19 protein-coding genes and 1 tRNA gene are annotated in these 25,814 nt (G+C 71.6%); 10 read left to right on the forward strand and 10 right to left on the reverse strand.

Annotation, left to right across the window (positions count from 1 at the left end; genetic code table 11):
* Positions 1 to 61: 61 nt before the first annotated feature.
* Positions 62 to 6,151, reverse strand: a complete 6,090-nt coding sequence (locus ACFQWG_RS00945; RefSeq protein WP_380971298.1) for a GH92 family glycosyl hydrolase — start codon at positions 6,149 to 6,151, stop codon at positions 62 to 64.
* A 170-nt stretch (positions 6,152 to 6,321) separates the two neighbouring features.
* On the opposite strand from ACFQWG_RS00945, the gene ACFQWG_RS00950 reads away from it, so the two are divergent.
* Positions 6,322 to 7,455, forward strand: coding sequence for a LacI family DNA-binding transcriptional regulator (locus ACFQWG_RS00950; RefSeq protein WP_380971300.1), 1,134 nt, complete (start codon positions 6,322 to 6,324; stop codon positions 7,453 to 7,455).
* 52 nt (positions 7,456 to 7,507) lie between these two features.
* On the opposite strand, the gene ACFQWG_RS00955 is transcribed toward ACFQWG_RS00950, so the two are convergent.
* On the reverse strand, positions 7,508 to 8,329 hold the full coding sequence (locus ACFQWG_RS00955; RefSeq protein WP_380971302.1) for an HAD-IIA family hydrolase: 822 nt from the start codon (positions 8,327 to 8,329) through the stop codon (positions 7,508 to 7,510).
* Between the two features lie 106 nt (positions 8,330 to 8,435).
* Here ACFQWG_RS00955 and ACFQWG_RS00960 point away from each other — a divergent pair, with 106 nt between their 5' ends.
* From ACFQWG_RS00960 to ACFQWG_RS00970, 3 genes are all read left to right on the forward strand, one after another.
* Positions 8,436 to 9,077, forward strand: coding sequence for a TrmH family RNA methyltransferase (locus tag ACFQWG_RS00960; protein WP_380976154.1), 642 nt, complete (start codon positions 8,436 to 8,438; stop codon positions 9,075 to 9,077).
* A 123-nt stretch (positions 9,078 to 9,200) separates the two neighbouring features.
* Positions 9,201 to 10,226, forward strand: coding sequence for a class II fructose-bisphosphate aldolase (fbaA, locus tag ACFQWG_RS00965; RefSeq protein WP_380971304.1), 1,026 nt, complete (start codon positions 9,201 to 9,203; stop codon positions 10,224 to 10,226).
* Positions 10,227 to 11,209: 983 nt separating this feature from the next.
* The gene (locus ACFQWG_RS00970; RefSeq protein WP_380971306.1) at positions 11,210 to 11,644 is read left to right on the forward strand and encodes a hypothetical protein; all 435 of its coding nucleotides are present in this window, start codon (positions 11,210 to 11,212) and stop codon (positions 11,642 to 11,644) included.
* Between the two features lie 24 nt (positions 11,645 to 11,668).
* Here ACFQWG_RS00970 and ACFQWG_RS00975 read toward each other — a convergent pair whose 3' ends face one another.
* From ACFQWG_RS00975 to ACFQWG_RS00985, 3 genes are all read right to left on the reverse strand, one after another.
* Complete coding sequence (locus tag ACFQWG_RS00975; protein WP_380971308.1) at positions 11,669 to 12,424, reverse strand: glycerophosphoryl diester phosphodiesterase; 756 nt, start codon at positions 12,422 to 12,424, stop codon at positions 11,669 to 11,671.
* Positions 12,417 to 13,751, reverse strand: a complete 1,335-nt coding sequence (locus ACFQWG_RS00980; RefSeq protein WP_380971310.1) for a DUF4032 domain-containing protein — start codon at positions 13,749 to 13,751, stop codon at positions 12,417 to 12,419. The genes ACFQWG_RS00975 and ACFQWG_RS00980 overlap by 8 nt, the downstream gene beginning before the upstream one ends.
* 124 nt (positions 13,752 to 13,875) lie before the next feature.
* A complete protein-coding gene (locus ACFQWG_RS00985) occupies positions 13,876 to 15,006 on the reverse strand; it encodes an ABC transporter ATP-binding protein (protein WP_380971312.1) in 1,131 nt (376 codons plus the stop codon).
* Positions 15,007 to 15,178: 172 nt separating this feature from the next.
* Between ACFQWG_RS00985 and ACFQWG_RS00990 the strand changes: the two genes are divergently transcribed.
* The 4 genes from ACFQWG_RS00990 to ACFQWG_RS01005 all read left to right on the forward strand — a co-directional run bounded on the left by ACFQWG_RS00990 (position 15,179) and on the right by ACFQWG_RS01005 (position 18,384).
* On the forward strand, positions 15,179 to 16,822 hold the full coding sequence (locus ACFQWG_RS00990; protein WP_380976156.1) for a serine/threonine-protein kinase: 1,644 nt from the start codon (positions 15,179 to 15,181) through the stop codon (positions 16,820 to 16,822).
* A gap of 101 nt (positions 16,823 to 16,923) precedes the next feature.
* Positions 16,924 to 17,805: a thioredoxin domain-containing protein gene (locus ACFQWG_RS00995; protein ID WP_380971314.1), complete on the forward strand. Its 882-nt coding sequence runs from the start codon at positions 16,924 to 16,926 to the stop codon at positions 17,803 to 17,805.
* A gap of 103 nt (positions 17,806 to 17,908) precedes the next feature.
* Positions 17,909 to 17,984 (forward strand) — tRNA-Thr (locus tag ACFQWG_RS01000).
* Between the two features lie 232 nt (positions 17,985 to 18,216).
* Complete coding sequence (locus ACFQWG_RS01005) at positions 18,217 to 18,384, forward strand: hypothetical protein (RefSeq protein WP_380971316.1); 168 nt, start codon at positions 18,217 to 18,219, stop codon at positions 18,382 to 18,384.
* Between the two features lie 27 nt (positions 18,385 to 18,411).
* On the opposite strand, the gene ACFQWG_RS01010 is transcribed toward ACFQWG_RS01005, so the two are convergent.
* Positions 18,412 to 19,113, reverse strand: coding sequence for a uracil-DNA glycosylase (locus tag ACFQWG_RS01010; RefSeq protein ID WP_380971318.1), 702 nt, complete (start codon positions 19,111 to 19,113; stop codon positions 18,412 to 18,414).
* A gap of 114 nt (positions 19,114 to 19,227) precedes the next feature.
* On the opposite strand from ACFQWG_RS01010, the gene ACFQWG_RS01015 reads away from it, so the two are divergent.
* Positions 19,228 to 19,845: a LytR C-terminal domain-containing protein gene (locus ACFQWG_RS01015; protein WP_380971320.1), complete on the forward strand. Its 618-nt coding sequence runs from the start codon at positions 19,228 to 19,230 to the stop codon at positions 19,843 to 19,845.
* A gap of 252 nt (positions 19,846 to 20,097) precedes the next feature.
* A complete protein-coding gene (gene groL / locus ACFQWG_RS01020; RefSeq protein ID WP_380971322.1) occupies positions 20,098 to 21,720 on the forward strand; it encodes a chaperonin GroEL in 1,623 nt (540 codons plus the stop codon).
* 115 nt (positions 21,721 to 21,835) lie between these two features.
* Here the strand turns inward: groL and ACFQWG_RS01025 are convergent, their stop codons facing one another.
* The 4 genes from ACFQWG_RS01025 to ACFQWG_RS01040 all read right to left on the reverse strand — a co-directional run bounded on the left by ACFQWG_RS01025 (position 21,836) and on the right by ACFQWG_RS01040 (position 25,726).
* The gene (locus ACFQWG_RS01025; RefSeq protein ID WP_380971324.1) at positions 21,836 to 22,129 is read right to left on the reverse strand and encodes a WXG100 family type VII secretion target; all 294 of its coding nucleotides are present in this window, start codon (positions 22,127 to 22,129) and stop codon (positions 21,836 to 21,838) included.
* A gap of 159 nt (positions 22,130 to 22,288) precedes the next feature.
* A complete protein-coding gene (locus tag ACFQWG_RS01030) occupies positions 22,289 to 23,350 on the reverse strand; it encodes an HD domain-containing protein (protein ID WP_380971326.1) in 1,062 nt (353 codons plus the stop codon).
* 77 nt (positions 23,351 to 23,427) lie between these two features.
* A complete protein-coding gene (locus ACFQWG_RS01035; RefSeq protein WP_380971327.1) occupies positions 23,428 to 25,002 on the reverse strand; it encodes a sensor histidine kinase in 1,575 nt (524 codons plus the stop codon).
* Between the two features lie 4 nt (positions 25,003 to 25,006).
* Complete coding sequence (locus tag ACFQWG_RS01040) at positions 25,007 to 25,726, reverse strand: response regulator transcription factor (RefSeq protein ID WP_291496285.1); 720 nt, start codon at positions 25,724 to 25,726, stop codon at positions 25,007 to 25,009.
* Between the last annotated feature and the right edge of the window lie 88 nt (positions 25,727 to 25,814).

Genomic DNA, 25,814 nt, shown 5'->3' on the forward strand with positions numbered 1-25,814 from the left:
GGCGCACGAGGGCGGGGCCGGCGCTCTGTCGGCACCGGCCCCGCCTCACCGCCTCAGGCGGCTATCGCTCCTGCGCGCCTCCTCTCCTGCGGCGCGCCACCAGGGTCGCGGCCCCGGCGGCGAGCAGCAGCACGGCGCCCGCGACCAGCCAGAGGATCCCGTGGGCCCCGGTCGAGGTCAGGGATCCGGGATCGGTGGAGATCGTGCTCCCACCGTTGCCGCCGGTGCTCGTCGTCGAGACGACGAGCGCGGCCGTGGCCGTCAGCCCGGAGCTCTGGCCCGCGGCGGTGATCGTGTGGTCCCCGGCGGGCGTCGAGGCCGGGATCGTGACGACCACCGAGAGGCTCCCGTCCCGGGCGGCGGTGGTCGTGGTCAGCGTGACCGGGTCGGAGGCGAGCGTGAGCAGCACCTTCTCCCCGGCGCTGAAGCCGGTGCCGGTGACCGTCAGGGACTCGCCGGCCTGCACCTCGGTGTCGGACAGGGCGATGGAGGCGCGGCCCGCGGGCGGCTCGCCCACCGTCAGGGTGAGGACCGGCGAGGTGGAGGCCGTGTAGGCGGCCTCGTCGTCGGGGCTGAACACCGCGGTGAGGGCGTGGCCGCCGCTGGAGGCGAAGGAGACGTCCGCCGAGGCGGTGCCCCCTGCGACGGGCGCAGTCCCGATCGCGTTCCCGTTGTCGAGGAACGTGACGGTTCCCGTCGCCGCCGTGGGATCGACCGTCGCCGTGAGGCGGACCTGCTGACCCGCCACCGGGTCCGACGGCGTGGCGTTCAGCTGGATGCCGGTCTCCACCGGTCCGGGCGCCACGGTCCTGACCGTCACGTCGGTGGAGGCCGCGACGGCGGACACCTCGCCGATCGCGGTGATCGTCCAGGCGCCGTCGGTCGCGTCCTCGGGGATGGTGACGGAGGAGGAGATCCCGCCGTCCTGACCGGCGGTGACCGCCAGGGTCGTTCCGCCGCTCGTGACGGTCACCGTCTCCCCGGGCGCGAATCCGGCGCCCGAGATCCCCACGGTGTCCCCGGGTGCTGCCATGGCGGGATCCACTGAGATCGTGGGCGTGTAGGAGGGCGGCTCCGACACGGCGACGGCGACCTCGGTGGAGGCCGACCTCACTCCGTCGTCCACCGTCACGATGACGGTGTAGGCGCCGGCCTCCGCGTAGGCGTGGGTGCCGGAGACCATGCCGTCGGCGACGTCCGCGGGGGAGGTCGCCGAGCCGTCGCCCCAGTTGACCGTCGCCGTGGCCGTTCCCACGCCGCCAGTGAAGGAGGCGAGCGCGTCGGAGAGCTCGTCGCCCGCCTGGACGGCCAGGCCCTCCGACGGGGTGATCTCCAGCCACGGGGCCTGGGAGCGGTCGCCGTCGGAGGCGATGGCGAAGAGATGCGCGCGGCCGTCCGTGCGCAGGGTGCCGGCCTCCTTCGGCAGCGTCAGGGAGACCGCCGTCTTCGGGGCGCCGGACGCCGTGTCCAGGGTGACCGGGGTGGTCGCGTAGACGGCCGAGTTCTTCACCGACCCCTCCAGAGAGGTGCCGATGTAGCGGCCCTGGGAGCGTCCGACGACCGTGTTGCCGTATGACGGGTTCGAGGACGCCCCCACCCAGTCGCCGAACTGGACGGGGATCTGCTGGGTCGACCCGTCGGAGAACGTGAGGGTGGCCGTGAGGTCCTTCGCGTGTTCCGTGGCGGTGCCGATGAGGCTGATCCTGGTCGCTCCCGCCCCCAGGTCGAGGGCGATGACCGCCCCGTCCGTGGTGACGTTGTCGGGCGCGTCGGGAACGAACTCCGGCAGGTCGAACGTCAAGCCGGTTTCGCCCACGGGCACGGTTGTCCCCTGTTCGAAGCCGCTGGCGGCCAGGTCCTCGCGCTTGAATCCTGAGGACTGCCCGTCGCAGCTCGCCGGGTGGGCCGAGTCGGCCAGGCAGATGTTGTTGAACGTGCCTGCCAGTGTCGTGTCGCGGGCCACCGTGACGGAGGTGGTCGTCTGGGCGGCGTGGCCGGCGGAGTCCGTGACGGACACGGTCGCCGTGTAGGTGCCGGCCGCGGCGTAGGTGTGCGGCGCGGAGACGGCGAAGCCGCCCAGCCCGTTGGGGGTGAGCGTGGCGTCGGTCGGCTCCGATCCGTCGCCCGCGGACACCTTGACGGTGTAGGCGGAGGCGTCCTCGTCGGGTCCGATGACGGTGGCGAGGGCGCCCGAGACCTCCTGGCCGACGCGCGCGGCGAGTCCGTCCGCGGGTGTGACGCTCAGGTCGTCGGAGGCCTCCGCCGTCGCGAAGAGCTCCACCTCGGCCAGGCTCAGCGGCTTGTCGCCGGCGGACGTCACCTCGAGCCTGTAGCTCGTGTAGGCCGCGGGCGCGTCGACGCCGAAGGGCCGTGTCTGGGTGCCGAACGGGAACGACTGGGCCTCGCGACTGTCCAGCTCCGTCCAGGTGGCGCCGCCGTCCATCGATCCCGACAGGATCCATGAGCTGGGAGCGCTCGTGCCCGACACGCCGGTCAGCGTGTACCGGTTGACGGACACCGGGCCCGAGGCGGACGTCCACACGAGGGAGGCCGAGTCGCCCGGGAAGGCGACCGAGGTCCTCATCGTGTTGTCCGTCAGCGCCGCGACGGGGGTGCCGTCCTCGGCGGCCAGGGTCCCGAATCCGCTGGTCGTGGCGTCGATCTGCGTCTCGGGCACCGCGAGGTCCTCGCTGAGGTCCTTGTCGCCCCAGGTCTGGGGCTCATCGCTCATCGTGAAGGTGAGCGTGCCGCCTGCGCGGACCAGGTCCCCGTCGAAGGTCGTCGTGGTGATCGGCGTCCCGTTGATGTCGACGCCCGCGACGTAGTCCTTGCCCTCGGACGCACCCGGGGCGTTGACGACGAGCGTGGTGTCGCCCATGTGGAGGGTCGCGGAGTCGAACATCGGGCTGCCGACCGTGTAGTCGCCGGAACCGACCTTCAGCGGGTAGAGGCCGAGGGCGGAGAACACGTACCAGGCGGAGAACTCGCCGTTGTCCTCGTCGCCCGGGTACCCCTGTCCGATGTCGGATCCCACGAAGAGGCGGTCCTGGATCGTGGAGATGAGCTCCTGCCCCTGGGAGGCGTCGCCCGCCTCGGTGAGGACGTAGGGGATGTGGTGGGCCACCTGGTTGCTCATGCCGAGCATCCCCAGGCGGACGTCGCGCGCCTCGCGGGCCTCGTGGATGCCGGAGTAGGCGGCCTTCTCGGGGGTGGTGAGGAACTGGTCGAGGTCGTCGATGAGCCCCTGGCGCCCCCCGTAGAGGGCGGCCATGCCGTCCACGTCGAAGGGGGCGTGGTAGGCGAAGGTCCATCCGGAGGCCTCCGTGAAGGCCCCGCCCCACGCTTTCTTGTCCATGTCGGCGCCGTCGACCCAGCTGCCATCCGCGTTGCGGCTGGCGAAGGTGCGGGCCTCAGGGTTGAACATGTTGACGTAGTCCTTGCACCGGGCCTCGAAGTAGGCCGCGTCGTCGACGAGCTGCTCGCGCCGGGCGTCCGTGATCAGCGGGTCGTCGGACTCCGACAGCGAGCGCGCCATCTGGGCGATGCCGTAGTCGTTGATGAAGCCCTCGAGGCCCCAGGAGGCGCTCTGGTGGGTGTCGGCGCTCGTGTAGCCCAGGAAGATCCCGTTCTCCAGGCCCTTGCGCCCCACCGCGTTCGAGGCGGGCTGGGCGGTCGCGTTCTTCAGCGCGGCGTCGTAGGCGTCCAGGGCCGTCTGCGTGCTCAGCCGCCCGTTCGCGTAGGCCTCGGCGAAGGCCGCGTCGGAGCTGGTGCCGGTCATGAGATCCGCGTAGCCCGGTGAGGACCAGCGGGCCACCCAGCCTCCGTCGCGGTACTGCTGGACGAACCCGTCCACGAGCTCCTCGGTGAGGTCGGGGTACAGCAGGGCGATCGCCGGCCATTCGGTGCGGTAGGTGTCCCAGAACCCGTTGTTCACATAGATCTTGCCGTCCACGATCTTCGCGTTCGTCTCCGTGTCGGTGGCGGAGCCTGTCGTCGGGGAGACGGGGCTGGCGTACCGGTAGACGGGGGACTCGGCGGTGCCAGTGTTCTCGAACTGCGAGTTCGGGTACAGGTTCATGCGGTACAGGTCGGAGTAGACGTTGACGAGCTGGGTGTCGGTGGCGCCCTTGATATCGGTGATGGCGCCCAGGCGGGCGTTCCACGCGGCCGTCGCGGCCGCCTGGACGTCCTCGAACGTGCGGCCGGTGAGCTCCAGGTCGAGGTTCCTGCCGGCCTGGTCGAGGGAGATCATCGAGGTCGCGACGCGCAGCTCCACCGTCTTGTCGGAACGGGTGTCGAACGCCGCGTAGCGGGCGCCCCCCCGATCGCCCTCGGGCGCCTTGCCGGATGCCGTCGGCGTGGCGTCGAAGCGGCCGGAGACGAACATGCGCGTCTTGCCCGGGTAGCCGGATCCGCCCTCGACCCAGCCGGTGACGGACCCGTCGGCCCCCACGGTCAGCGAGGAGGTCGCGTCGCCGCCCACCTGGTCCACGAGGACGCTGCCGGCGTCCTGGCCCTCGGCGAAGGTGAAGCGGAAGAGGCCGCCGTGGTCGGTGGCGGTGACGGCCGTCTGGATTCCGTTGTCGAAGGCCACCTGGTAGAGGTCGGGGCGTGCGATCTCGTTGTCATGGCTGAAGGACAGGCGGCGGTCCTCGATCTTCGAGGTCGGTGTGGCGGTGGCCTCGGGCATGAAGGCCAGCTGGTTGCGGTCGCCCATCCAGATGGAGGGTTCGTGGGAGAAACCGATGCCGCCCAGGGTCGGGCGGTTCTCGGCGTTGTTGTTCGCCTGGTACTGGTAGAGCGTGCCCTGGGAGTCGGGGTTCGTCATCGGGGTGATGAAGTTGAAGCCGTTGGGCCAGGCCACCGCCGGGAAGTTGTTCGCCCGGGAGAAGCCTCCCGAGGAGTTGGTGCCGCGTCTCGTGTCCACGTAGGACACCAGTCCGTCCGTGGTGTCGCGGACCGGAGCCTGGTCGAGCGTGACGTCGTCCAGGTATCCCGCGACGACTGTGTCCGCCCGGGCGCCCTCGGCGTCGGCGGGGATGTCGTAGCTGAGGAGGATCTTCGTGACGGTCCTGCCGGCGAGCGCGCTCAGGTCGACCTTGATCGAGTTCCACTGGTCCGGCCACAGCGAGTCCGAGGCCCCCTGGGAGACGGCGTCGGCGCCGAATCCGTTCTGGTCGGTGAGGCCCAGGCCGGACAGGCGCGTCCCGTCGTCGAGGACGAGGTCGACGGCGGCGTAGGTGGCGGCGTAGGTGGTCCCGTCGTCGAGGACGGGGAAGATCTTGTAGGTCAGTTCCATGCCGTCGGTGACGGCCACGTCGACGTCGTCGTAGAGGACGTTCGTGGAGGAGGCTGCTCCGTCGGCCAGGATGCGGCCGCCATAGGCCAGCGATCTGATCCCGGTGAACCCCACGCCGGTCTTCGCGGTGGAGGAGCTCGAGGGGCCGCCTGCCTGCTGAGTCGTCATCGCGGTGGCGGGCTCCTGGCGGGTGGAGTCGAACAGCTCCCAGTCCGCCAGCTGCGTGAGCGGCTCGCCGTTGTTCGCCGTGATGTCGAGCCGGTAGTACGTGTAGGGGGCCGTCTGAGCGGTGAGAGCGAAGGTCTTGGCCTGGTAGCGGTTGTCTCCGGAGGAGGTCTTCCAAGCCTGGCCGGTGCGCGTGTCGAGGGTGGTCCAGGCCTGCCCGTCGTTCGAACCCTGGACCGTCCAGTCCTTCGGGTCCCGGCCGGCCGCGTCGTTGGCCGAGGTCAGGGTGTAGGAGTCGATCGCGGCCGGTTCCGACAGCCGGTACTGCGCCCACCCCTTGGTGTCCTTGGTCAGCCACTTGCTGCGCGAGTTGGCGTCGACGAGCTTCCACTCGTTCTCGCCGGCCCCGTTGTTGCCGGATGCCGTCACGTCCGTGACGAGGCCGAGCAGGCTCCCCTGGGCGAAGGGGCTGCCGGTGAGGTTCGACGGACCGTCGCCGAACGGCGTGGACTCCTTCAGTCCGCCGGCGTCCTCGAACGAGGAGGAGAACGACGGCGCCGTCCCCGCCGGGGGATCGGCGGCGAGCGCCAGACTCGGGACCAGGGAGAGCCCCACGGCTCCTGCGAGCGCCGCGGCTGCGGCGCGTGCCGGCCCGGATCGGGCCCGTGTCCTGTGTTGTTGTGCCATGGACGTGTGTCTCCTTCGCTGTCGTCATCGTTGATGCGCACACGTGGTGTCGGGATCGTCTGCGGATCCGTCACGGGGATTCCCGTGATGACATCGCTGTCACAGACGGTGACGAGCTTAGCATCCGATCGGGCTTCGCAGAACCCGTTCATTCACGGACAATGGAAGCCATGCACACCTCGGGAAGCGGCCGTCCGGCGGCCCACTCGCCCCGGCCGGCCGCGCCCGGCGGAGCCCGCGTGGCGGGGACCCCCTCGCCCGCGACGCCGCAGGCCGCCCTCCCACCCGCGCGGAGGGTCACCTTGGCCCAGGTCGCTCGGGCATCGGATGTCAGCCTGAAGACGGCTTCGCGCGTCCTGGGCGGGGAGCCCCATGTCGCCTCGGCCACCCGCGAACGCGTCTTGGCCGCCGCCCGGTCGCTGGGCTACCAGCGCAACACGGCGGCGAGCCTCCTGGCCAGCGGGCGCCGGGCCGACTACCTCGGGCTCATCACCGGGGACCTCACCAACCCCTTCTACGCGGCGCTCGCCCAGGAGATCGAGGAGAGCACGCGCGTCCACCACCTGCGCCTCAACCTCTCAAGCTCCGGGGAGTCGCCCGAGACCGAGTGGGAGCTCGCCCGGAGCCTGTCCGACCAGCGTTGCCGCGCGCTGATCGTCGTGTCCTCCATGTCCGACCACGCCGGCTATGGGGAGCTTCAGCGCACCGGGATGCCGGTGGTCTTCGTCGACCGTCCCGCCCGCGGGGTGGAGGCGGACTCCGTGGTGCTGGACAACGTGCGGGGTGGCCAGCTGGCGGCGGAGCACCTGCTCGCCCAGGGGCACCGCGACATCGCCTACATCGGGGACTATGACTGGCTGCCCACCCAGCGTGAGCGCTTCGAGGGATTCGCCCGCGCGATGGGCCGGTCGGGGGCGGGCCCGTGGCGGGACCTGGTGCGCACCGGCGCGCACGACGTGCCCGGCGCGCGCGAGGCGGTCCAGGACCTCCTTTCCGGGGCGCGGGCGCCCTCGGCGTTCGTCGCGGGCAACAACCGCTCGTCTCTGGCGGTGCTCCAGGAGCTGGTCAGCAGGTTCCCGCAGCCCGCGAGCCGCCCGGCGATCGTCGGATTCGACGACGTCGAGTGGGCGGAGGTCCTCGGCCTCACCGTCATCGCCCACGAGGCCGGGGAGATGGGCCGGCGGGCCGTGGACCTGGTCCTGGGGCGCCTGGGCAACCCCGACCGGGCGCCGGTGTCGCTGGTCCTGCCCGTCCGCGTCATCGCGCGGGGCTCCGGCGAGCTCGCTCCCCCGCCGACGCGTTGACCCTCCCGGGCGCGGGGATCCCGTCTCCGCGACGGGGCGGGGCCCGCGGTCCTCAGCCTCGCGAGGCCTCGACCAGGGGGATGAGGTCGCCGATGCCGGCGTGGATGCCGAAGGGGCGGAAAGGGTAGTTCGCGACCTGCTCGCGACGGGTGGATCCGGAGAGCACCAGATGCGTGCGCAGCCCCGCCTCCACCCCGGCCTGGATGTCGGTGTCCATGCGGTCGCCGACCATGGCGGCGTCCTCGGAGTGGACGCCGATACGGTTGAGGCCGGCGCGGATCATCACCGGGTTCGGCTTGCCCACGAAATAGGGGGTGTGTCCTGTCGCGGCCTTGATCATGGCGGCGATCGCCCCGGTGGCCGGCATCGTTCCCTGGTCGGAGGGGCCGGTGACGTCCGGGTTCGTCGCGATGAACTTGGCTCCGCCCTCGATCAAGCGGATCGCCCGGGTCAGCGCGTTGAAGTCGTAGTTGCGGGTCTCGCCCAGGACGACGAACTCGGGGTCCATATCCGTCATGACATAGCCCGCGCCGTGCAGGGCCGTGGTGAGCCCGGCCTCGCCGATGACATAGGCCGTCGAGTTCGGCGACTGCTGGGTGAGGAAGGCGGCCGTCGCGTTCGCCGACGTCCAGATCCGGTCCTCGGGCACGGTGAGCCCCGAGTTGGCCAAGCGCGCCGAGAGATCGCGGTTGGTGAAGATCGAGTTGTTCGTCAGGACGAGGAAGGGCATGCCGTGCTGCTCCAGCGCGTCCAGGAAGTCCTGGGCGCCGGGCAGGGCGCGGTTCTCCTTGACGAGGACGCCGTCCATGTCCGACAGCCACGCCGTGACCGGTGGCATCTGGTCCAGAGGGATCGGTGCTGCTGTGTTCGTCATGCCTCCAATCTAGACGCCGCGGCGCGGAGGGGGCGCCCGATCCGCTCGCACGTGCGGCGGGTAGGGTGACCGCGTGACCGCATGCCCGGGGGAGGCGCCCTCGCCGATGCCCCCGATGGACGAGGACGACCCCCCTCGCGCCCGGGGCGGGGCGGGCGTGGGGCCGTGGCCGGGAGGCAGGCCCGGCTGGCCCGACGATCCGCGGCTGGATCCGGACCTGCTCGAGCACGGCGACCACCGCAACGTGGAGGACCGCTACCGGTACTGGACGATGGACGCGATCCGCTCCGACGTCGCGCGGCGGGCGCTCGGCCTCGAGGTCGCCGTGGAGAACCTGGGGCACGACTTCAACATCGGGTCGATCGTGCGCACCGCGAACGCCCTGGGCGTCTCACGCGTCCACATCGTGGGCCGGCGCCGGTGGAACCGCCGCGGGGCGATGGTGACGGACCGGTACCTGCCGGTCGATCACCTGGAGGACGCGGGCGGCCTGGCGCAGGAGTGCCGGGCGCGCGGTCTGGAGCTGATCGGCATCGACAACGTCGAGGGCTCGCTGCCTCTGGAGGAGGCGCGGCTGCCGTCACGGGCGTGCCTGGTCTTCGGCGAGGAGTCAGGCGGGCTGAGCCCCCAGATGCGGCGGGAGTGCGCGCGGATCCTCCACATCACCCAGCGCGGGTCGACGCGCTCGATGAACGTCGGGCATGCCGCGGCCATCGCGATGTGGGCGTGGACGACGCGCGCCCGGTGACCGGACGCGACGGCTGGGACGGGGCCGGCGGGCCGCCGACCTGGGACCAAGTTCGCTTCTGGACGGCGCCCGCGATGTGGGAGAATCGGACGCGGACACTATCCACTCGTCTAGGAGGCTCCTGTGCCCATCGCAACCCCTGAGGTCTACAACGAGATGCTCGATCGCGCCCGGGACGGCGGATTCGCCTACCCCGCGATCAACGTGACCTCTTCGCAGACCCTGACCGCGGCCCTCCGGGGCTTCGCGGACGCCGAGTCCGACGGCATCATCCAGGTGTCGGTCGGCGGCGCCGAGTACTGGTCGGGCTCCTCGGTGAAGGACCGGATCGCGGGCTCGCTGGCCATGGCGGCCTACGCCCGCGAGGTGGCCAAGAACTACCCCGTGACCGTCGCCCTGCACACCGATCACTGCGCGAAGCAGAATCTCGAGTCCTGGACCGAGCAGCTCATGGGCCTGGAGGTCGAGGAGGTCAAGGCCGGGCGCCTGCCGTGGTACCAGTCCCACATGTTCGACGGCTCCGCGATCCCGCTGGATGAGAACCTCGAGATCGCCCAGCGCCTGCTGGACCTGGCCGTCCGGTCCCACACGGTCCTCGAGGTCGAGATCGGCGCCGTCGGCGGCGAGGAGGACGGCGTCACCGGCGAGATCAACGACAAGCTCTACACCACCACCGCCGACGCCATCAAGACGGTCGAGGCCCTGGGCCTGGGCGAGAAGGGCCGCTACATCACGGCGCTGACCTTCGGCAACGTGCACGGCGCCTACAAGCCGGGATTCGTCAAGCTGCGCCCGGAGATCCTCGGCACCATCCAGGAGGAGGTGCAGGCCCACTACAAGCTCGACCACCGCCCCTTCGACCTGGTCATGCACGGCGGATCGGGCTCGACCGACACGGAGATCGCCACGGCCGTCGCCAACGGCGTCATCAAGATGAACGTCGACACCGACACCCAGTACGCGTTCACCCGCCCGGTGGCCGACTGGATGTTCAAGAACTACGATGGCGTCCTCAAGATCGACGGCGAGGTGGGCGTCAAGAAACAATACGACCCGCGCGCCTGGGGCAAGGCCGCCGAGACCGGCATGGCCGCCCGCGTCGTCGAGGCCGCCGAGCGCCTGGGCGCCGTCGGCACGAAGATCAAGTGAGCCGGATGCGGCGAAGCTGATCGCCGCCCGCCCGGATCGACCCGGGCAGAGGGGGACGACGGACGGGTCCGCCGCGGGGATCGCCCCGCGGCGGACCCGTCGCACGTCTGTGCGCATCCGCGGGTCCCAGGACAGGACGCGGCCGATGCGGGCATGATGGGAGGGGCACAACGACTTGGGAGGACAGTCATGACGGCGAACCAGTGGGAGCGCATCGAGGGCATGATCGTCGCGCGTGAGCTCGATCCGCAGGAGGTCGCCGCCGACCTCGGGTCGCGGGGCGTGCTGGCGCAGCTGGAGTGGTTCGAGCGCTCCCCGCAATTGCTGGGCATCTGCGTGGCCGGCGGCGCGGAGGGCGTCGCCACGGTCGCGGCGGATGGCGGCGAGCCCGTGCCCGGCCCCACCGTCGCGGACCTCGCGGAGTCGCTGGCCGCCGCCTTCGACGCGGACGTGCGCCTGGGCGAGGCCGAGGCCGACCACCTGCCCGCCGGCGCGTCGCCCCTCTCCGAGGACGACGCCCGCGCCGAGGCCGAGGAGGAGGACGACCTGGACGTGGCGGGGACCTCGCGCATCGTCGAGATCGGCCGGACGCCGGCCTCCTCGGTTCCCCTGCTGGCGGCCCTGGAGGGCGTGGACCTGGCCGACATGACCCTCAGAGACGGCAGGCGCGCCCTGCTGGCGGTCCTGCCGCCGGAGCGTCTGGGCTGGAACTTCGGCGAGCTCCCCCTGGTCACCCTGTCGATGTCCCACGAGGAGTTTCAGGCCTTCCTGGTGACCGACGAGCACATCGAGCATGTCGTCACCCACAACTGGGCGATGCTGCGCGTACTGGTCCCCGGCGCCCTGGGCAGCGCGGAAGCCCTGCCCGCTGACATCGCGGACCTGGTGGGCGACCGGAGCGAGACAGATGCCATCGCCGCCCAGGTCCCCGGCGCGGACGCCGACGCGCTGTACGCCTCGACGCGGCTCGGGGGGAGGAGGCGGTGCGCGCGGTCGTCGCGGCGCTCGCCCTGCCCGCGGCCACGTCGGACTTCCTGCTCGGACGCACTCCGCTGGAGGAGGTCCCCGGCGCGGAGATGCATCTGGCCCGCGGGATCTCCAACGCCATCGGCCGCAGCGTCGACATCATGCTCAAGGAACCGGACTCGCCCTCGTTCCCGATCTGGGACGCCTATCACGCCACGGCCGTCGACCGGCCCTGGATCGTCCGCATCGGGGCCTCCGTCGAGGCGGCGGTCGGCGCCACGCTGCTGGCCCTGGCGATCCGCGCGGAGTCCCCGCGCTCCGGATGGACGAGGCTCGGCGGCGTGCTGGGCGGTTTCCTGGTGGTCGACTCGGTCGCCGAGGTCTCCCTGGCCAAGTACCTGGGACTGCGCGCGGAGAGGCGCCGCCGCGATCGCGGGGACGCCGACCGCTGACGGGCCGGGGCTCGCCCCGCCGGGTCAGCGTGCCAGGGCGGAGGCCGGGAAGTCCTGGGGACGGTTGGTGAAGACGCCGGCGACGCCCCAGCCGGCCAGCTCCCGCGCGCGGTCCGGATCGTCGACGGTCCACACGTTGACCTCGAAACCTGCGGCCGTCATCTCCGCGACGCCGGCCTCGGTGAGCCCCGTGTCGTCAGGATGGACGGCCCGGCAGCCCAGCTCCGACGCCCCCGAGCGCCAATCGGGGCCGGGCCGGCCGTCGCGGTCCATCAGCCACCCCAGATCGACGGCCGGGCGTGCCGCGTGGAAGCGGGTCAGCGCGTCGTGGTCGAAGCTGGAGACGAGGAGCCGGGAGGGGTCCTCCAGCGCGTCCACGGCGACCGCGACGGAGCCGACGAGCCGGTCCCGGAGGTCGCGCCCGCCACGGCACGGCTTGATCTCCAGGTTCGCCCCCATCTGCGGGTACCGGTTGAGGAACTCGACGACGTCGGCCAGCTCCGGGATGCGCTCGAAGCGGTAGGCGGGGGAGAACCACGCTCCCGCGTCCAGGCGGCGCAGGTCGGAGAACCCCAGGTCGTAGTAGGGCCCCGAGCCGTTCGTCGTGCGGTCGAGCGTCTGGTCGTGGATGACCAGCAGCGTGCCGTCGCCCATGATGTCGACATCGAACTCGAACCTCCGGGCGCCCACCTCCATCGCCTTGACGAAGGCCGCCATCGTGTTCTCGGGGGCCAGGGATGAGGCGCCGCGGTGGGCGTAGACGCGGGGGAACTCAGGCATTGGAGGATGCTCCTTCGGTGTGTGCGTTGTCTCCCCACAGGGAGGAAGGGCCCGGGCGGGGGGCCTTCGGGTCGCCCGCGTCGATGGCGGACATCTCCGAGGTGTCCTGCGGGCCCGGGTCCAGTAGGACGGCCTCGTCGCGTTTGGCGGGCAGGACGTTGCGGACGTAGGAGTCGATGACCTCGTCCAGGGGCAGGTCGCGGCCGGCCTTCTGGGCGAGGAACCAGCGGTGCTCGAGGAACTCGTGGAAGATCTGCGCGGGTTCGAGCTTGCGGGCCAGGGACGGCGGCACGGCCTCGATGACGGGCTCGAAGACATCGCGCATCCACTCGTGCGCCACGATCTCGATCGGCTGATCGGCCCGGCCCGTCATCGTGCGGTAGGTCTCCAGGTCGTTGAGCATGCGCTGAGCCTGCTTCTCGCCGACGTCCATGCCGGTCAGACGCATGATCTGGCGATGGTAGTGCCCCGAGTCGACGACCTTCGGCTGGATGGTGAGGCGGGTGCCGTCCAGGTCGGAGACCATCTGGAGCTCCCCGACGTTGAAACCCAGCTCATTGAGGCGCTCGATGCGCGCCGCGACCCGCCAGCGCTGGTCCGCCTCGATGGACTCCGGTGCCGTCAGCTCGCGCCACAGGTCCTCATACCGGGAGCGGATGCGGTCGCCCACCGCGATGGGGTCCTCGTCCTCGGGGAAGTAGCGGCCCGCCTGGAGGTCCATGAGCTCGCCGATGATGTTCGTGCGAGCCAGGTCCACGTCGTAGGTGCGCTGGCCGACGGTCAGGGAGGGATGGAGCTCCCCGGTCTCCGCGTCGACCAAGTAGGCGGAGAACGCGCCCGCATCGCGGCGGAACAGGGTGTTCGACAGAGACACGTCCCCCCAGTAGAAGCCGAGCAGGTGCAGGCGCACCAGCAGCACCGCCAGCGCGTCGAGGAGGCGCTTGGCCGTGTCCGGCGTCATGAACTGGCTGAACAGCGCGCGGTAGGGCAGGGAGAACTGGAGATGCTCGGTGACCAGAGCGGCGGCGAGTTCCTCGCCGGAGGAGTCGCGCCGTCCCGTGATGACGGCTGTGGGCAGGACGGAGGGGGCGTCCAGGCGCGAGAGATCGCGCAGCATCTCGTACTCGTGGTGGGCGACCGACTCGCCGATCTCCTTCACGGCGATAACGCGGCCCGACAGGTTGATGAAGCGCACGACGTGGCGCGACAGGCCGCGGGGCAGCGCCGCGAGGATGCTCCGCGGCCACTCCTCCAGTGGCAGCTCCCAGGGAAGGTCCAGCAGCGCGGGATCGACGTTCGCCGCGGTGATCTCCAACGACTGGGGCATGGGTCCATTCTGTCATCGTGGGCGGGTCCGGGGAACGGCGTCCGCTCCGCATGCGGCCGCCCCGCCCTCGATCGACGAGGGCGGGGCGGCGTGCGGTCTCAGCGGCGAGAGCCGTACCGGTGCGTCACTGGGGCAGGCGCAGGCCGGTGGCCACCGAGAAGTTGTGCTGCTCGCCCGGCTTGACCTGGACGTGGAGCACCGAGCCCGTCTCGGGGGCGGTGTGCGGCGGGATGCGGACGATGAGCTGCTCGGCGCCGCCCTCGGACCCGGAGCCCAGGCCGTGGCCCTGCTCCACGCCCGCCAGGTGGCCGTAGACATAGGCGTCGGAGCCCAGCTCCTCCACGAAGTCGACCTCGACGGGGATGGTGCCGTCCGCTGTGGCGGAGACGACCTGCAGGCTCTCGGGGCGGAACCCGATCGTGATCTGCCCCTTGTCCTCCGGGACGAGCGCGGCGACCGTGGCGTCGGACAGCGGCACGCGGGCCGGGCCCAGCTGGGCCCAGCTGCCCTGGACGTCGAAGGTGCCCAGGTTCATGGCGGGGGAGCCGATGAATCCGGCGACGAAGACGTTGGAGGGGCGGTCGTACATGTCCTCCGGGGTGCCGACCTGCTGGAGCACGCCGAGGTTGAGGACCGCGATGCGGTCGCCCATCGTCAGGGCCTCTGTCTGGTCGTGCGTGACGTAGACCGTGGTGACGCCCAGGTTGCGCTGCAGGGAGGCGATCTGGGTGCGGGTCTGCACGCGCAGCTTCGCGTCCAGGTTGGACAGAGGCTCGTCCATGAGGAAGACCTGGGGCTTGCGGACGATCGCGCGGCCCATGGCGACGCGCTGGCGCTGGCCGCCGGAGAGGGCCTTCGGCTTGCGGTCGAGGTAGGGCTCGAGGTCCAGGATCTTGGCGGCCTCGTCGACGCGCTTGCGGATCTCGTCCTTCGGGCGCCCGGCGATCTTGAGGGCGAAGCCCATGTTGTCGCGCACCGTCATGTGCGGGTACAGCGCGTAGTTCTGGAACACCATGGCGATGTCCCTGTTCTTCGGCTGGACGTCGGTGACGTCGCGGTCGCCGATGAAGATGCGGCCCGCATTGACGTCCTCGAGGCCGGCGAGCATGCGCAGGGACGTGGACTTGCCGCAGCCGGATGGGCCGACCAGGACCAGGAACTCGCCGTCGGCGATCTCGAGGTTGAGCTGGTCGACGGCGGGGGTGTCGGACCCCGGGTAGATCCGGGTCGCGTGGTCGAATGTGACGGTTGCCATGATGTCTCCTCCACCGGCAGGTACGTGCCGGACGATCCGAGTAGAGAGCGGTGACGTCGGCTGCTTCACCGGCGCCGGTTCGGCATCCGGGCTTCGGACGGGGAACCGGGGTCAACGTATCACGCCGGTGTCGTCGGCGTCACGTCCCGCCCCCGGATACTCTGGGGCGGTGATGCAGGACCAGTGGCTCGGGGGATACCGCCTGATCCGTCGTCTCGGGACGGGCGGGGCGGGAACCGTGTGGCTGGCGGAGGACGGCGGGGGCGTCCGCGTGGCCCTCAAGCTCCTGCACCCGGCCCTGGCGGACACGGAGCAGGCCCGCACCCGTCTCACCCGCGAGGCCACGACCGTCAACCGCGTCCGCTCCTCCGGCGTCGCCCACGTCGTCGACGTCGAGACGGACGCCACCCAGCCCTTCGTCGTCACCGAGTTCATCGAGGGCCCGACGCTGGCGTCGCGCCTGGCGTCGGGACCCCTGTCCGCCCGCGAGGTCGCCGCGCTGGCGGAGGCCCTGCGCCGTATCCTCGAGGCCGTCCACGCCGCCGGCATCGTCCACCGCGACGTCAAGCCCTCCAACGTGATCCTCCACCCCACCGGCCCCGTCCTCATCGACTTCGGCATCGCCCAGGAGCAGGGGGATGACCGTCTCACCGCCACGGGGATGGTCTCCGGCACCGCGGGTTTCGCAGCCCCCGAGCTGCTGCGCGGCGGCCTGCCCTCTCAGGCCACGGACTGGTGGGCGTGGGCGGCGACCCTGCTCGACGCGGCCACGGCGCGCCCGCCCTTCGGACCCGGGCAGCCCGCGGCGATCGCGGTGCGCGTGCTGGAGGGGCGCCCCGACGTCGAGGGCCTGCCCGGCCCCGTGGCCGCGGCGTTGACCCGGGCGCTCGCCGTCGATCCGGCGGGCCGGGCAGGGCCCGATCGGCTCTGCGCGCTGCTGGAGGATCCCGCCGCATGGAACGGCGCGCCCGTCGCCGATCCGGGAGCGACACAGGTGATGGAGGCCTCGGACGATCCCGCGGGCCTGCCGGGGGAGGCGGAGGAGGAGACCCGGGCACTGACCTCACCCACCCGCACGATGCCCCTCCAGCAGGCGCCCGCGTGGCAGGAGCGGCAGTGGCCGCCCTCGCCGATGCCGGGGACCGGTCCCGCGGCGGCGTTCCCCTCCTCGTGGGCGCCGCCCGAGGCGGGCGTCCTGCCGGTGCCGTACCTGCGCCGGCGGCCCCGGCGCGTGCCCGTCGTCGGGCTGGTCCTCCTGGCGGCGCTCGCGGCCCCGCCGGTGCTGGCCGCATCGAGGGGCACGGCGGCGACGCTCCTCGCCCTCGGCGTCCTCGCCGCGCTGGGAGAGGGATTCTCCTGGCGGGAGCGTCGACGGGAGCGGGCGGGGGGACCGCGCCGTTCGGACACGGCGATGGCGCTGGCGGCCGCTCCGCTGCACGTCCTGCGTGCACTCGCCCAGCTCGTCCTCGGCCTCGCGGTCGGCAGCGGCGCAGCCGCAGCGGTCTGGCTGGGGGCCCGGCCCTCGCTCGCGAACCCCCCGCCCCTGGCCTGGCCCCTCGAGGCGCTCTTCCGGGCGTCGGCGAACTACGATCCGGGCGCCCGGATCCTGGATCCGGTGCTCCAACCCCTCGCCTGGGGGCTCGTGCTGCTCGTCCTCGCGGTCGCCTGGGCGATGCCGACCAGCACGGGCCTGCGCGACGGGGCGGGACTGGTCGTGGGGACGCTTCTCGGGCCGCTGTGGGCGCGCATCGCCTTCTGCGCGATCATCGTGGCCGTCCTGGCGGGCACCTGGCTGATCACCACCGGAGGGCTGTGATCCCCCGGACGGGGGAGAGTGCGGCCTCACGCGGGCGCGGGAGGCGGCTGAGGGCGAGCGTCGTTAGGCTGTGACCATCATCGATCCTGCGGAGGACCTCCATGGCCAAGAAGAGCACGACCGCGACCGACGCGACGCGTCTGAAGGCTCAGCGCATGCGTGAGGAGCAAGCGCGCAAGGACCGGCGCACGCGCAACACCATCATCGGCGTGGTCGCCGTGTTGGTCGTCGCCATCGTCGTGGCGGTGGCGCTGGTCATCGTCAATCAGAGGAAGGCGCAGGACGCCGCGCAGAGCGAGCAGTCGGGCGAGTCCGCCGCCGTCCTGGGGCCGTTCGCCTCGGGGGCGCCGGTGCTGCTGGGCCCCGACGGCGTGGGAACCTCGGATCCGTCGCTGCCCACGCTCACGGAGTACTTCGACTACACGTGCCACGTGTGCGCCAACGTCGACGTCATGGTCGGGCCGCAGCTCAGCGAGAAGGCCGAGTCCGGGGCGTTCAACATCGCCTACCAGTCCGTGACGACGGTGGGCATGGAGTACCAGAAGCCGTCGACCACCGCCTCCTTGATCGTCGCCCAGAAGGACCCGGAGCACTGGGTGGACTTCCACCACGCACTGCTCGCCTACTTCCAGACCCAGTACAACGGGGGAGACGGCACCGTCATCAATGATCTGGACGCGTCCTTCGCGCAGGTCAAGTCCATCGCGGCCGATGCCGGCGTGTCCCAGGACGTCATCTCCACCTTCACGGAGGACGCCGTGGACGCCTACCTCACCACCACGACGAACGCCTGGATCGCCCTCGACCCCGAGGGGCGGGTCGAGCAGTTCGGCACCCCGGAGTTCGTCAGGGACGGCACGTCGGTCATCACGCTGAGCGGCACCAGCGCCGACGAGATCCTCGGCTCCCTCACCGAGGGGATGAGCGGTTCCGCCCCCGAGTCTGGGTCGGGCGACCAGTCGGGGAGCTCTTCGGGCGAGTGACCGCAGCCTGACACCGCGGATCGGGCTGGGCGCCGCCGGACCGACCCGCGGCGCGGACCCGATTCGGTTCCGCCCTCCGGCGCATGGCACACTGTGGGGGCCCGCCACCTTAGCTCAGCTGGTAGAGCACCCGCCTTGTAAGCGGACGGTCGCGAGTTCGAATCTCGCAGGTGGCTCCAGGTCTGTGGGAACGGCCCCTTCCCGCTCGACGCTCTCGCGGAGCCGCCGGCCGGGTCGGTGTCGCGGCCTTCGTCGCCGGGCCGGTCCTCTTCGCGCTGGTCGCGATCGTGCGCCTCGGAGCGGCCGCGCCCGACATCATCCTCGTCGAGGATCCCCCGGTGCCGATGCGGGCGGGCGCCCGCCCTGGCCGGGTTCCCAACCAGGGACGATCCAGTCCGAGCCCTCGACGAGGTGGCGATCCGCGCCGACCAGCTCGACGAGGAGGTCCAGCTGGTGCACGTCGAGCGGTCGCCCACGGCCGACGGCGGGCCGGTGCGGATGGCGACGGGGATCACCGGCGACTACCGGTCGGCGTTCTCCAGCGCGGATGCCGCGGGCGGCGCCGTCCAGCAGAACTGAGCCGTCGTCCGGTGCGCGGAGGCGGGATCAGGGCAGGGCCCAGTTCACGGGCTCCGCGCCTTGGGCGGCCAGCAGCTCATTGGCGCGGGAGAAGGGGCGGGACCCGAAGAACCCGTAGCGCGCCGACATCGGCGAGGGATGGGGGGACTTGATCACGGGCGTCGAGCCGAGCCGCGGCTCCAGGGTCTGGGCGTCGCGGCCCCACAGGATGGCGACCAACGGGCGGCCGCGCGCCACGAGCGCGTCGATCGCGCAGTCCGTGACCTGCTCCCAGCCCCGGCCCCGGTGGGAGGCGGGCGCTCCGGGACGCACGGTGAGGACCCGGTTGAGCAGGCACACGCCCTCGCGCGCCCACGGGGTGAGATCGCCCGAGGTGGGGCGGGGGACGCTGAGGTCGTCGCCGAGCTCGGTGAAGATGTTCTCCAGGGATCGCGGCGGGCGCACGCCCGGGGCGACCGAGAAGGACAGCCCCATCGCATGGCCGGGGGTGGGATAGGGGTCCTGGCCGACGATGAGGACCTTGACGCCGTCGAAGGGATACGTGAACGCGCGCAGCACATCCGTGCCTGCCGGAAGGTAGCCGTTGCCCGAGGCGATCTCCTCGCGGAGCATCCGGCCCAGGTGGTGGACCTGGTCCTCGACCGGGGCGAGGACGCGCGCCCAACCCGGATCGAGGATCTCGGACAGGGGATGGACGCCGGGGGCGGGGGACGGGGACGGAGTGGTCACGGGCCCAGCCTAGACGGGCGGCGGGCTGGTGGCGGGGGGATCGCGGGGTCGTCGGCAGGCGGCGCGAGGGGCGCGGAAGGCCCGCGGGCGGCACGTTGCCGCTAGTCTGTCCCCGTGAGCTCTCAGTACCCCAAGGATGAATTCGACCGCGCGGGCGAGGACATGCCTGTCGGCATGCACCGGCCCCAGCCGTCCCGGTGGCGCTCGGTCCTGCCCTTCCTGGTCATCCTCGTCGTCGTCCCGCTCCTGGGATGGGGGGCCAGCCACCTGCTGACCTCGCAGGGCCTGGGCGGCGCCCAGTCGGACACGACCGCGCCGACGAGCCAGTCGGCGCAGTCCTCCCAGTCCTCCGGTGGCCAGAGCTCCAGCGAGGCGTCGCCCAGCGGGACGCCAGAGCCGAGCGAGTCGGCGACGCCGGAGGAGACCACTCCGACCCCCACGCCGACACCGACCCAGAGCGTCGACTACAACGTCGTGATCTCCGTCCTCAACGGGACGACCGTCCAGGGATACGCGGCCGAGGCCGCCGCGCAGCTCAACAATGCGGGCTTCCCGGGCACCTCGGCGGCCAACGCCGGCGACTGGGCGTCACAGAGCTCGGTCGTCTACTACTCGGACCCCGATCTCGAGGCGACGGCCAACGAGGTCGCGCGGGTCCTGGGCGTCGACGCGGTGTCGACGACGGACGACGCCGACCTGGGCGGAGCGGACATCATCGTCCTGCTGCGCTGAGCGGCGCGGGCGGAGGCCATGGGGCGGGCGGGATGCGGACGGGCATCCCGCCCGTCGCGTCGTCCGGCGTCCCACGTCTTGCACTCCTGGGGGGCGAGTGCCAGACTGTGTGTTGGCACTCGCCAAGGCAGAGTGATAACAACCCAGGGATCCGGTGAGGTCGCTGCGGGGACGTGACCAGAACGTCACCGAGGCGATCGTCCGTCGCGGGCGCCGGGACCCGATCCGCACCGCGGAAGGAATGCAGACAGCATGACGAAGATCATCAAGTTCGACGAGGATGCTCGCCGTGGCATGGAGCGCGGCCTCAATCTCCTGGCTGACACGGTCAAGGTGACCCTGGGCCCCAAGGGCCGCAACGTCGTCCTCGACAAGAAGTGGGGCGCGCCCACGATCACGAAGGACGGCGTGTCCGTCGCCAAGGAGATCGACCTGGAGGACCCGTACGAGCGCATCGGCGCCGAGCTGGTCAAGGAGGTCGCCAAGAAGACCGATGACGTCGCCGGCGATGGCACGACCACCGCGACCGTTCTCGCCCAGGCCCTGGTCCACGAGGGCCTGCGCAACGTGGCCGCCGGGTCCAACCCGATCGCCCTCAAGCGCGGCATCGACCGGGCGGTGGAGGCGATCGTCGCCCAGCTGCACAAGGACGGCAAGCCGATCGAGACCACCGAGCAGATCGCGGCCACGGCCTCCATCTCCGCCAACGATCCCGAGATCGGCAATCTCATCGCCCAGGCCTTCGAGAAGGTCGGCGCCGAGGGCGTCGTCACCGTCGAGGAGACGAACTCCTTCGACACAACGCTGGAGACCACCGAGGGGATGCGCTTCGACAAGGGCTACCTGTCGGCGTACTTCGTCACCGACAACGAGCGCCAGGAGGCCGTCCTGGAGGACGCCTACATCCTGCTCGTCGAGTCGAAGATCTCCTCGGTCAAGGACCTGCTGCCCGTGCTCGAGAAGGTCATGCAGACCGGCAAGCCGCTGCTCATCGTCGCGGAGGATGTCGAGGCCGAGGCGCTGGCCACCCTGGTGGTCAACAAGATCCGCGGCAACTTCAAGTCCGTCGCGGTCAAGGCCCCGGGCTTCGGGGACCGCCGCAAGGCGATGCTGCAGGACATGGCCATCCTCACCGGCGGCCAGGTCATCTCCGAGACGGTCGGCCTGTCCCTGGAGAACGCGGACCTGGATCTCCTCGGCCGCGCCCGCAAGGTCGTCGTGAGCAAGGACGAGACCACGATCGTCGAGGGCGCCGGCGAGAAGGACGCCATCGACGGCCGCGTGCGCCAGATCAAGACCGAGATCGAGAACACGGACTCGGACTACGACCGCGAGAAGCTCCAGGAGCGCCTGGCCAAGCTGGCCGGCGGTGTCGCCGTCATCAAGTCCGGCGCCGCCACCGAGGTCGAGCTCAAGGAGCGCAAGCACCGCATTGAGGATGCCGTGCGCAACGCCCGCGCCGCCTCGGAGGAGGGCATCGTCGCCGGCGGCGGCGTGGCCCTCATCCAGGCCGCGAACGAGGCCCTCAAGAGCCTCGAGGCCGAGAGCGACGAGGAGATCGGCATCAACATCGTCCGGATCGCCGTGTCCGCTCCGCTCAAGCAGATCGCGGAGAACGCCGGGCTCGAGGGCGGCGTGGTCGCCGACCGCGTGGCCGACATGGTGCCCGGCCACGGTCTGAACGCCGCGACGGGCGAGTACGCCGACCTGATGGCGGAGGGCATCGCCGATCCGGTCAAGGTGACGCGTTCGGCCCTGCAGAACGCGGCCTCGATCGCCGGCATGTTCCTCACCACCGAGGCCGTCGTGGCCGACAAGCCGGAGCCCCCGGCTCCGGCCCCGGCCGCCGGTGGCGACGACATGGGCATGTACTGAGCCCAGCCGGTCCCGCCTGTCGGTTGAGACCCTGACCGCGGGCCCCCGGCCCGCCGTCGGACTGCCCCCGTCCCCCACCCGGGACGGGGGCAGCTCCGTCTTCGCGGCGCTCCGGTCAGCGGGCGGAGAACAGCGACGCCGACTGGGCCTCGGCATCCGCGTAGACGCCGGCCGCGGCCGCCAGCTGGGAGGCGATCGCCTCGAGCGAGGCCTCCACCTGCGCCTGGGTGGCCCGCCACTGGGCCGCGCAGTCGGCGAAGCTGGCCGCCGCGACGCCTCCCCAGGAGCCCTGGAGCGTCAAGAGATCCGTCATCATGGCCGCCGCCTCCGCTCGGATCCTCTCGCCGGTGGCGGTCGTGCGGGCGGCCGAGGCCGCGACCTCATCGGAGTTCACAGTGAAGGTCGCCATCGTGGTCATCCTCTCCAACGGGGCTCCCCGGCGGAGCCCGTCGGGACGACGCTACGAGGATGCGGACTGGGCGTCGATGCGCGGTCCGGAGGGCTGTGGATTCAGATGCCGTCCCGGGGCGGGTCTGTGGACGACGCCTGGCGCGGGTGGCCCCGTCCCTCAGCGCTCGGCGGGCCGGGAGGGCACGTCCAGGGCGTCAATGGCGGTCTCCAGGGAGGAGGCGTCCTCCTCATCCTCCACCGGGTGGCGTTCCTCCGCGGGGTCGGGCCGCAGGTCGGGCAGGCGCCGCTGGGGCGCCTCATGGTCGCGGTCCGGCCCCGCGGAGGCGCCGGCCTCGTCCCCGGTGACCGGGGCGGCAGCGGTGTCGGAGCCGCCCGGGCCCGGTTTTCGCAGCACGTGGCGGCGGCGGATGATGAGCGTGCCGGTGGCGGTGAGGGCCTCGTCGGGGTCCTGGCCCGAGCGCGTCGGACCGGCTACGACCTCGACATCGGGATCCGGGCGCTCCACGGTCGTGGCCTCCGGGTCGCCGGGGTCGAGCTTCGCGATGGTCTCCTCGGTCTTGGCGAGCTCCGCCTCGAGGTTCTCCCGCGCCCGGGACTCCCAGGCCTGGCCGCGCGGCGACTGGAACAGGGCCGGACGGGACAGCAGGTGGCGCACGACGCGCCGGCGTGCCCGCAGGAACGCGAGCTCGTCGTGGTCGGAGTACTCCTGGCGGAGCGTCTGCCGGTACTTCTTGTACTCCTGCGGGCTGCACGCCAGGGTCGCCAGGTCGGCGTCCACGAGCACCTGGGCGTCGACATCGTCGCGGGGCGCCACGTGGAGGGCGACGTCGCGGATGAGCTCGGCGACGCGCTCGCTCGCCTCTCGCCCCACGCCCAGGCGGGAGAGCCGCTGGGACGTGAAGCCGGCGCAACGCCGCGCGATCTCATCGGCGTCTGAGCCGGCAAACGCCGCCTCGACGGCCGTGTTGAGGACCGCCCCGTGGTACCACGCGCCCACGCGCAGCAGGTCGGGGTCGTGGGCGGTGGCCGACAGCTCATCGACATGGGCGAGCACATTGATGAGGTGGTGGATGTTGTGGAGGTGCCGGATCGGTTCGTTCCACCGGCCGATGAGGTCCCGGGCCTCGGTCAGGAGCTCCGCGTCGGAGGCCGTCGCGCCGATCTCGCGCATGGCGTCAATGAACGAACGGTACAGCCACTGAGGTGCTTCAGTACCCATGTCGATCGCTCCTGTCAGGGGTCATACCGGCCCATGCTAGCCGGGTCGCAGAGCCCCGTCACATGACATGGCGCGCCTCACTGGCGGCCCCCTCGGGGCCTCTGGTCCTCTCCCGCCGCGCCGGCCTCGCCCGGGATCGGAGCGAAATCCGGTTCCGGGCGCGTCGCCGCTGGTGACGGCGACGGCGGCACCGCCGGCTGAGTGAGCGGTAGGGCGACGCGCACGGTCAGCCCGCCTCCGCGCGTGCGCGAGATCGAGGCCGCCCCGTGGTGGGCCGACATGATGCCGGCCACGATGGCCAGCCCGACGCCGGTGCCCCCGGTCGCGCGTGCCCGGGAGTCCTCGGCGCGGTAGAAGCGCTCGAAGACCCGGTCCTGGTCCTTGGGGGCGATGCCGGGCCCGTGATCGCGGAACTCGGCCACCGCCTGGCCGTCCTGGACGCCCAGGGCCAGCTCGACGGGCGAGCCGGCCGGGGTGTACCGGTCGATGTTGCCGATGAGGTTCGTGAAGACCTGCTGGATCCGGTCGCGGTCGGCGGTGACGACCAGCGTCATCGGGGGCTTGTGCCCGCTCAGCGACATCACGCGGACGCCCCGCGTGGGGTCCAGCGCCTGCAGGTCGAAGGCGGCGTTGTCCGCCAGCTTGACCAGGTCCACTTCGGTGAGGGCCAGGGGCTGGCCCTCGTCCAGGCGGGCAAGGGTGAGCAGGTCCTCCACGAGGCTGCCCATGCGAGTCGCCTCGGAGTGGATGCGCCCCATGACATCGGGGACGCGCTCGGGGGGCACGCCGCCCATCTCGTAGAGCTCGCCGTACCCGCGGATCGCCGCCAGGGGCGTGCGCAGCTCATGGGAGGCGTCGGAGACGAAACGGCGGATCTTGCGCTCGGACTGCTCGCGGGCCTCGAAGGACTGCTCGACCTGGCTGAGCATCGTGTTGAGGGAGAGCCCCAGGGATCCGACCTCTGTCGTGGGCGGCTCGGCGTCGACGCGCTGGGTGAGGTCGCCGGCCGCGATCTTGCCGGCGACGGACTCGATGCTGCGCAGCGGCAACAGGGAGCGGTGCACCAGGTATCGGCCGAGCGAGCCGCCGACGGCGACGATGACGGCCGAGGCGATGAGGAAATAGGAGCCGGTGTTGGCCAGGGTGCGCTGGACGTCGCCCAGGGGCAGCGCGATCGTCATGACGCCGGCCGGGGTGGTCGTGTCCTCGTAGACCAGCGGGATCGCGACGGCTCGCCAGGTGGAGCCCGGCTGGGTCGATCGCACTGTGACGGGATGCGTCCACAGGCTGTCGGTGTCGGCCACCTCCCCCAGGCCCAGCAGGTCCGGGATGATCGGTGTGCCCGAGCGCTGCAGCGTGTCGGCGGAGACGAGGACGGAGGTCGACCCGTCGGCCAGGGTCCGGCGGATGTAGTAGGGGGTGGGCACGTTCGGCTGGGTGCTCACCGGCCCGGACGTGTCGGCGACCAGGCTGCGGGCCGAGTTCTCCAACTGGTCGTCGACCTGGGCGATGAGGTGTCGCTGGAGCAGCCCGATCATCACGGTCCCGGCCAGCGCCAGCCCGGCCGCGAGCAGCACGATGATGAGGGCCACCAGCCGCGTCACCAGCGGCTTGGCCCGCCAGGCCTCCTGGATGCCGTCGACCCAGCGCATCGGCTCAGCTCTCCTCGCGCAGGATGTACCCGACCCCCCGGCGGGTGTGGATGATCTCGCCGCTGGAGCCCTCCACCGCCAGCTTGCGGCGCAGGTAGGAGATGTAGGACTCGACGATGGCGGCCTCCCCGTCCCAGTCGTACTCCCAGACGTGGTCGAGGATCTGCATCTTGGAGACCACGCGGCCCTCGTTGATCATGAGGTAGCGCAGCAGCTTGAACTCGGTGGGGGACAGGTCGATCTCGACGCCGGCCCGACGGACCTCGTGGGCGTCCTCGTCCAGTTCCAGGTCCCCCACGCGCAGGGTCCCGTCCTCGTCGCTGTTCTGGCGGGTGCGCCTGAGGATCGCGCGGATCCGGGCGACCACCTCCTCCAGTCCGAAGGGCTTCGTCACATAGTCGTCCCCGCCCACGGTGAGCCCCTGGATCTTGTCGCGCATGTCGTCGCGCGCGGTGAGGAACAGGACGGGCACGTCGACGCCCGCCTCGCGCAGCCGGCGGGTGACGGTGAAGCCGTCCATGTCCGGGAGCATGACGTCGAGGACGATGAGGTCCGGGCGCTCCTCGCTGGCCAGACGGTAGGCCGTGGCGCCGTCGGCGGCGGAGAGGACCTCGAATCCGGCGAAGCGCAGCGACGAGGCCAGCAGGTCGCGGATGTTCGGCTCGTCGTCGACGACCAGGAGGCGGGCCTCGCCCTCGCTGGGTGTGGTGTCTCGCATCGGCATGGGGACAGTCTGCCGGTCGACCCTGGGTGTTCGCTGGGTGTTCGTTGGGAGCGATGGGGACGAGGGCGGCGGCGCCCTCGACGGGCGG

This window comes from Schaalia naturae (assembly GCF_042665795.1).
GTDB classification, from domain to species: domain Bacteria; phylum Actinomycetota; class Actinomycetes; order Actinomycetales; family Actinomycetaceae; genus Pauljensenia; species Pauljensenia naturae.

Excerpts from the sequence above, each read along its gene's own strand:
- ACFQWG_RS00960 (WP_380976154.1), top strand. The coding sequence starts at position 8,436 with ATGCCCCCGATGGACGAGGACGACCCCCCTCGCGCCCGGGGCGGGGCG.
- groL (WP_380971322.1), top strand. The coding sequence starts at position 20,098 with ATGACGAAGATCATCAAGTTCGACGAGGATGCTCGCCGTGGCATGGAG.
- ACFQWG_RS00995 (WP_380971314.1), top strand. The coding sequence starts at position 16,924 with ATGGCCAAGAAGAGCACGACCGCGACCGACGCGACGCGTCTGAAGGCT.
- ACFQWG_RS00990 (WP_380976156.1), top strand. The coding sequence starts at position 15,179 with ATGCAGGACCAGTGGCTCGGGGGATACCGCCTGATCCGTCGTCTCGGG.
- ACFQWG_RS00950 (WP_380971300.1), top strand. The coding sequence starts at position 6,322 with ATGCACACCTCGGGAAGCGGCCGTCCGGCGGCCCACTCGCCCCGGCCG.
- ACFQWG_RS00975 (WP_380971308.1), bottom strand. The coding sequence starts at position 12,424 with ATGCCTGAGTTCCCCCGCGTCTACGCCCACCGCGGCGCCTCATCCCTG.
- ACFQWG_RS00945 (WP_380971298.1), bottom strand. The coding sequence starts at position 6,151 with ATGGCACAACAACACAGGACACGGGCCCGATCCGGGCCGGCACGCGCC.
- ACFQWG_RS01030 (WP_380971326.1), bottom strand. The coding sequence starts at position 23,350 with ATGGGTACTGAAGCACCTCAGTGGCTGTACCGTTCGTTCATTGACGCC.
- ACFQWG_RS00980 (WP_380971310.1), bottom strand. The coding sequence starts at position 13,751 with ATGCCCCAGTCGTTGGAGATCACCGCGGCGAACGTCGATCCCGCGCTG.
- ACFQWG_RS00985 (WP_380971312.1), bottom strand. The coding sequence starts at position 15,006 with ATGGCAACCGTCACATTCGACCACGCGACCCGGATCTACCCGGGGTCC.
- ACFQWG_RS01035 (WP_380971327.1), bottom strand. The coding sequence starts at position 25,002 with ATGCGCTGGGTCGACGGCATCCAGGAGGCCTGGCGGGCCAAGCCGCTG.
- ACFQWG_RS01040 (WP_291496285.1), bottom strand. The coding sequence starts at position 25,726 with ATGCCGATGCGAGACACCACACCCAGCGAGGGCGAGGCCCGCCTCCTG.
- ACFQWG_RS01025 (WP_380971324.1), bottom strand. The coding sequence starts at position 22,129 with ATGGCGACCTTCACTGTGAACTCCGATGAGGTCGCGGCCTCGGCCGCC.
- ACFQWG_RS00955 (WP_380971302.1), bottom strand. The coding sequence starts at position 8,329 with ATGACGAACACAGCAGCACCGATCCCTCTGGACCAGATGCCACCGGTC.